The sequence below is a fragment of the Moorena sp. SIO4G3 genome (assembly GCF_010692305.1).
Classification (GTDB): domain Bacteria; phylum Cyanobacteriota; class Cyanobacteriia; order Cyanobacteriales; family Coleofasciculaceae; genus Moorena; species Moorena producens_A.
In genome coordinates, this window is sequence record NZ_JAAHIG010000222.1 from 9,251 (window position 1) to 15,129 (window position 5,879).

Consider the following 5,879-nt stretch of genomic DNA (forward strand, 5'->3'; position numbering starts at 1 on the left):
TGCGGATGCTCAAGTATTGGGTCAGACTCAGAGAAAAGTATAACTGTCCTGTTGAACAGGTCGTGATATTTCTGAAGTTCACCACCTCATCTAAAGTTTATACTAACCAGTTGCTGGAGAGTAACACTAGCCATCGCTATCGAGTAATCAGGATGTGGGAGCAAGACCCTGACCCTTTTTTTTTGGCCAATCCTGCCTTATTGCCTTTTGCCACTTTAGCATTCAGTGAGTCTCCTAAACGATTATTAGAACAAGTGGCGGCAGCAGTGGATAGGATTGAAGAACCACTAGCTTTTACTAACATCTCCGCTTGTACGCAGTTACTAGCTGGCTTGCGGTTCGACAAAGGGTTGATAGGAGAATTATTTCCGGAGGAAGTGATGCAAGAGTCTGTAATTTATCAGAAGATCATTCAAAAAGGACATCAACTCGGTTTACTCGAAGGAAAACGCGAAGGTTTACTCGAAGGAAAACGCGAAGGTTTACTCGAAGGGAAACGGGAAGGAAAGCAAGAGGAAGGGTACTCAATCCTTAGACGTCTGATTAACCGTCGGTTTGGTAATGTTGAGGACCAGCTACTTGAGAGGATTAAAAAGCTTTCTATTGCTCAATTGGAGGAGTTGAGCGAGGCGTTGTTGGATTTTGAGACCGTCACCGATATAGCTGTGTGGTTGGCATCGCATCAGCAATAAACCGGATGCGCACACATCAAAGCTCAGTGCCATGCTCCCACACTTCCTACCCTTGTAAGTGTGGGTTTTAAGTGTGGGCTTCTCGCACCACCCAACCCTTGCTTGTCCCTATTCCCTATTCCCTAAAACACCATTTTTTTCCTGTTCCCTATTCCCTATTCCCTATTCCCAGATCCGCTGCTCCCTGCTCCCTGCTCCCTAAAAGAAAGTACCGCACCAAATTAAGAAATGGTAGAAATCCTATAAATTGGCTTTTGGCTTCCGATTGAACCCATTAACAATCCAGTTTAATAATTGATCCAGTTTAATAATTGAGGAAAAAAACGTTTAATAACCGAGATAATTTTTGCCATTCGATCAGGAAAAACCTGAGGTTTATTATCAATGATTGCTTGAATCGTTTGCCCCATGACCTTAGCCGGATCAGTTATTATAAAGTCCGGCAACCCCTGATTTTCTTTAGCAAGGGTTCCGTACTGTTCCGACTGGAGAATGGGAGTACGGCTGTAAAAGGGATAAACAGCTGTGACCTTGACGTTATAAATTTTAACTTCATTTAAAAGCCCTTCGCTGAATCCTCGCAAACCGAATTTACTAGCAGCATAATGAGCGATGCCAGCGGGTGCTATCCAGCCAGCAGCAGAGGAAATGTTAACGATGTGACCTTGGCGACGTTTAATCATATCAGCGGCAAATAAAGAACTTAATCGCATTGGTGCCAGCAGATTTACCTGCATCAGCCTTTCCCATTTTTCCCCAGGAACTTCGTCCATGCGACCAAAAAGCCCAATTCCAGCATTGTTGATCAAAATATCGATTTCTATTTCCAGGTCTTTAACCTGGCGATAAAGGGTTTCGCATCCGTCACGTTCAGAAAGATTAATCCCCATAAGGGCAAGTATATCCCCAGTTTTAACCTCCCGTTGAATAGCTTCGGCACGCTCTTTAAGAATAGTTTGATCAAGATCCGTGAGGATCAAACGGCTACCAGATTCTAATAATTGTCGAGTCAGTTCCTGACCGAATCCACCGGCGGCACCGGTTATCAGTACAACAGCTCCATGGAGATTGCTCATCTAATTGTTTTCAATTTTTGCTATCGGTTAAATTTTAGGAGATTGGAGTATTCCCCATAGTAAGAAAAACCAGGGTATATTAATGTTAGGTATCAGCGACGCATATTTTATTAATGGTGGCCACAACATTGGAGCTATAAAACGTAGAGAGCGTAGTGATACCGGACGTAACCCGTCTTTATCGATAATTCCATAGTGATCAGCCAGTTCTGCAACAACTCGAACACGGCCTGTAAAGCGCATTACAGTTGGGTCCGCAGCAAGGGCAGCAATAACGCGCCCTGTTAGTAAAGGAGTTTCCCAATTATAGCCTTGAGAGATCAGTCGGCTTTGCTGATTACCTGGTTTATCTTCTCCCATTTGCAAAGCCAAACTGGAAATATGTTCGGTACCAACTATGCCTGGCCAAATCGAAAGGGACGCCACATTATATGGCTTGAGTTCAACAGCCATATCAGCAGCAAGTCGATCGCAAGCTGCTTTACCCGCTCCATAGGCGGCACCAAAGATGTAAGACATGCCGCCCCAAGATGAGATGGTGCAAATCAGCCCCTGCTGACGCTGAATCATCAGTCGAGCTGCAAAAACACTGGCAATATAATGGCTGCGGAGACCGACATGATTGACAGCATCCCAAAAATTCTCAGCGCATTCCCAAAATGGTTTTTCGTATCCATCTTTCAATGCCTGCACTCCTGAAAACGCATTATTGACCAGCAGATCCAGTTGTCCCTTCTGCTCGTCTTGAATCCGTTCAAAGAGTAAGCGCACTTGTTCGTCGTCGCTATGATCTACCATTACCGGAATACAAATCCCACCAGCATCTTGCACAGCTAATTGGGTTTCCCGAAGACTACCGGAAACTCCCTGTGTAACATTGGAACTATCGAGACTACGACCGGTAATATATACCGTAGCACCGGCCTCGCCAAGGCCAATCGCAATTCCTTTACCAATACCACGGCTGGCACCCGTGACTAAGGTTACTTTGCCTTCAAGGCTCCCCATAATAGACCTCTCCAAAAACTTGAAAGTATCTCAGGCACTGCTTTTCAGCGCTCAAATTGACCAAGTCAATTTTACGTTGAATTAACGCGCTTAATAGGCTTAACCAGCTATTGATGTTAATTTATTACCAAAACTATGAGCATAAACAACCTCAATTGTTTCAGCACTTTCAGACGTTTTTGTTACTTGTAATACTAAGGCTCCTGTTCTCAATATTACCAAACCGCATATTGTCAAAATCACCCCAGAATATTTATTATAATTTAGGCGAAACCTTTCTCCCGCTATTTTAAAAATTTTTACCAACCTAATCACATGTTCTACAAATATTCTGTTTGAATATAATAGCTTGTTATATTTCTTTTGCTCTGAGGTTAACTCACCATTTCTTGGTTTTTTATGGGGAGTTCTTATTTGTTCTTCTCGAAGGTGCGCTTTCCGTTGGCGAATTAAATTCGCCACGGGTCGCACCTCTAGATAAGCTTTGTCACCACTCAGTCGTTGCTTATCATCAAATTTTTTTAAACTTTCCCGACAAATATTTATGTCACTTTTGGGGCCTGGTTTGCCGACCACTACATCCACAATATCTTCCCCTTTTGGCAACACAATAAATTGATTTTTAAATGTATGGTTTTTCTTCTTGCCAGAATAGAATAATTTTTGTTGATTATAGTCTGTTCGCGTAGCGTGGCCTACGGCCAAAGGTCTTTCTCTGACTTGTTCTGCGCTATCTACTATTAACTCATATTCAGTTAAGGCTTCTCGAATTATATCCTCGGATTCTTGGCACTTTTTTACTTGTTCTAACCTGGGGGGGCGACAAAAGAGGTTGTAAGCCTTACATGATGAAGAGTTGAGCAAATTATGATAAAAAAAGATAGGTCCGAATTTTTCAACCGAGCCTACCAATAATAATGCTACCCACAATTTACCAAAATCATCTGAAAAGTCAACTCACGACAGCTCACTATCTGGTATTGAGTTTGTTGGTTACAGTTTTGCAATCGGTCAAAAACGTCAGGCTCGAAACTCTAGCGGCATCAATACCATTCCCAATTTTATTTGAAAGTCGTCGCAAAAAGCTGCAAAGATTTCTGGGACTCAAAGGGTTAGGTATTGAGCACATTTGGTGGCCGATTCTACAAAGTATACTGATTGAATCAATTGAGCCAGGCCAAGTGGTGCATATTGCGATTGACCGTACCAGTTGGAGTTGTATTAATATCCTGATTGTAAGTCTCATATGGGACAAAAGGGCTTGGCCAATATACTGGACTATTTTAGACAAAAAAGGGAGTAGTAATTATCAAGAACAAACCGAGGTATTGAGCAAAGCTTTATCTCAATTAAAGGATTATAAAACTATTGTTCTAGGAGACCGAGAATTTTGTGGAGTCAAACTGGGGCATTGGCTTTCACAACAAGCGGTAGACTTTTGTTTACGGCTCAAGAAGAGTACCTTTGTCGAGGCTGAGACTGACCAGTTAGTGGAACTAATGAACTTAGGATTAGTGCCTGGAATGAGTCTATTTATCAACGAAGTCAGAGTGACCAAACAAAAAGGATTTGGGACTTTCAATGTAGCCTGTAAATGGCAGCGCAAGTACCGAGGATTTGGCTCCGATGAAGCTTGGTTTATCCTGACAAGTTTAAGCACTTTGTCAAAAGCAATCGAAGCCTACCGGAAAAGATTTTCTTGCTTAAGAAATGTTCCGATATTTTAAGCTAGGGGGCTATAACTTGGAGGGATGTAAAGTGGAAGGCGAGCGATTAGCGATGCAGCGCGGTCTTGGGGGTTTCCCCCATGAGCGACTGCATCAAGACAATAAACTTAATTTTAGTGATGACAATTGCTTACACCAGTGCCACTATAAAAGGACGAACAATTAAGCGTAAAGGAATACAAAAGTACATCGGTCGTGTGAAAGAATTCAAGCGAACAGAGCGAAGACATAGTAGTTTTTACATTGGTTTGTATGCTCATAATTGGGTGAGTTTTTGGGGTGAATGTACAGAGATCGTGACTCATTTAATGAGACGTGGGTCCCAATAAACTCCCCAATTATAAAAAGGGTTTGAGGGCTATGTCCCTTATCCTGTCAGCTTCCTAGCCATTCATGTCGCCCCCCCAGGTTCTAACAAAGAAGTTGGTAGAGCTTCCCTGAAAAGAGATTGCCAGTAGTTAAAAGTAGAGTTTGCTTTAGATTCACTCACCTGGAACTGTAGTCCGAGAAGTTGAAAGTTTATGTGATGTCGTAAGTAAATTAGCAGGGTAAGCGCATCTCAAAACCTATTGACATAAAGGTTTTGAGGCATCATGATAATGAGATAAACAAGCAGCGATAATCGTCAACATATAGTTATTATCCATGGCAGCTCGATTCGATTTTTGACGATTACTACGCCGGAACGATTGCTCTAAATTCAATGCGTTAAGTGCAATTCGTCGCAGCAATGATAAGTTTTGTGGAGCATGGCCAGTACGAACACGGCAAGCATCTTCATGAAAAGTGACTTCTATTGTCCAATGCAACCCATTTTCTACACCCCAGTGGAGACGGATAGCTTTCCCGCTCTTTACGAGCATCACAATCCAAACTCGTTAAGTAAAACTGAACTTCGCGTGTAGTTTTGTTCCACAGATGACGTACTCTTATCACCATGACAATACACTTAAGTCCGACCCAATCATCGTAGGTTTGCTAGAGGTGATATTTCAGATATTGGAACACACCACACTTGCCTTGTTTCAGTCCTATGATGACCTTGTCTTGATGCAGTCGCTCATGGGGGAAACCCCCAAGACCGCGCTGCATCGCTTTTCTATCCGTTTATCATAACTATGAGTAATCCCTTTAAATCCCTGTTCTAGGTTTTTATAAAACCAATCTTTTACTTGTTTATGAGGGTGCATCTCAGTTTTGCAATTAGGCAAAAATTCGGGAGAAAATTCCCGCGCCCCCGCCCCACACTCCCCGCGCCCCCGCCCCACACTCCCCGCGCCCCCGCCCCACACTCCCCGCGCCCCCGCCCCACACTTGCGATCTTTTTTACAAATATGAGATGCACCCGTTTATGAAGGGTAGGATGGTTGGCTTTA

General features: G+C 42.9%; 8 protein-coding genes and 1 pseudogene. 4 read left to right on the forward strand and 5 right to left on the reverse strand.

The genetic code is table 11. The features are described from left to right. Together F6J99_RS29355 and F6J99_RS29360 are read left to right on the forward strand one after the other, a co-directional pair. Positions 1-692, forward strand: a 692-nt coding sequence (locus F6J99_RS29355) for a DUF4351 domain-containing protein (RefSeq protein ID WP_293118100.1), incomplete at its 5' end; no start/stop codon positions are given. Positions 693-763: 71 nt separating this feature from the next. Continuing rightward, a complete protein-coding gene (locus tag F6J99_RS29360) occupies positions 764-961 on the forward strand; it encodes a hypothetical protein (RefSeq protein ID WP_293118104.1) in 198 nt (65 codons plus the stop codon). 18 nt (positions 962-979) lie between these two features. On the opposite strand, the gene F6J99_RS29365 is transcribed toward F6J99_RS29360, so the two are convergent. The 3 genes from F6J99_RS29365 to F6J99_RS29375 all read right to left on the reverse strand — a co-directional run bounded on the left by F6J99_RS29365 (position 980) and on the right by F6J99_RS29375 (position 3,640). Continuing rightward, positions 980-1,768 carry an SDR family NAD(P)-dependent oxidoreductase gene (locus F6J99_RS29365; RefSeq protein WP_293118107.1) on the reverse strand — a complete coding sequence of 263 codons (789 nt, stop codon included), beginning with the start codon at positions 1,766-1,768 and terminating at the stop codon, positions 980-982. A gap of 27 nt (positions 1,769-1,795) precedes the next feature. Then, a complete protein-coding gene (locus F6J99_RS29370) occupies positions 1,796-2,776 on the reverse strand; it encodes an SDR family NAD(P)-dependent oxidoreductase (protein ID WP_293118110.1) in 981 nt (326 codons plus the stop codon). Between the two features lie 99 nt (positions 2,777-2,875). Continuing rightward, positions 2,876-3,640 (reverse strand): transposase family protein, encoded by a 765-nt coding sequence (locus F6J99_RS29375; RefSeq protein WP_293118112.1) that lies wholly within the window; start codon positions 3,638-3,640, stop codon positions 2,876-2,878. Positions 3,641-3,693: 53 nt separating this feature from the next. On the opposite strand from F6J99_RS29375, the pseudogene F6J99_RS29380 reads away from it, so the two are divergent. Beyond that, positions 3,694-4,890: pseudogene (locus F6J99_RS29380) on the forward strand (IS4 family transposase). A gap of 4 nt (positions 4,891-4,894) precedes the next feature. Here the strand turns inward: F6J99_RS29380 and F6J99_RS29385 are convergent. Together F6J99_RS29385 and F6J99_RS29390 are read right to left on the reverse strand one after the other, a co-directional pair. Next, positions 4,895-5,050, reverse strand: coding sequence for a transposase family protein (locus tag F6J99_RS29385; RefSeq protein WP_365974440.1), 156 nt, complete (start codon positions 5,048-5,050; stop codon positions 4,895-4,897). 19 nt (positions 5,051-5,069) lie between these two features. Continuing rightward, on the reverse strand, positions 5,070-5,366 hold the full coding sequence (locus F6J99_RS29390; RefSeq protein ID WP_293118115.1) for a hypothetical protein: 297 nt from the start codon (positions 5,364-5,366) through the stop codon (positions 5,070-5,072). Positions 5,367-5,421: 55 nt separating this feature from the next. On the opposite strand from F6J99_RS29390, the gene F6J99_RS29395 reads away from it, so the two are divergent. After that, entirely contained in the window at positions 5,422-5,619 is a 198-nt protein-coding gene (locus F6J99_RS29395) for a hypothetical protein (RefSeq protein ID WP_293118118.1), read from the forward strand. Positions 5,620-5,879: the final 260 nt, after the last annotated feature.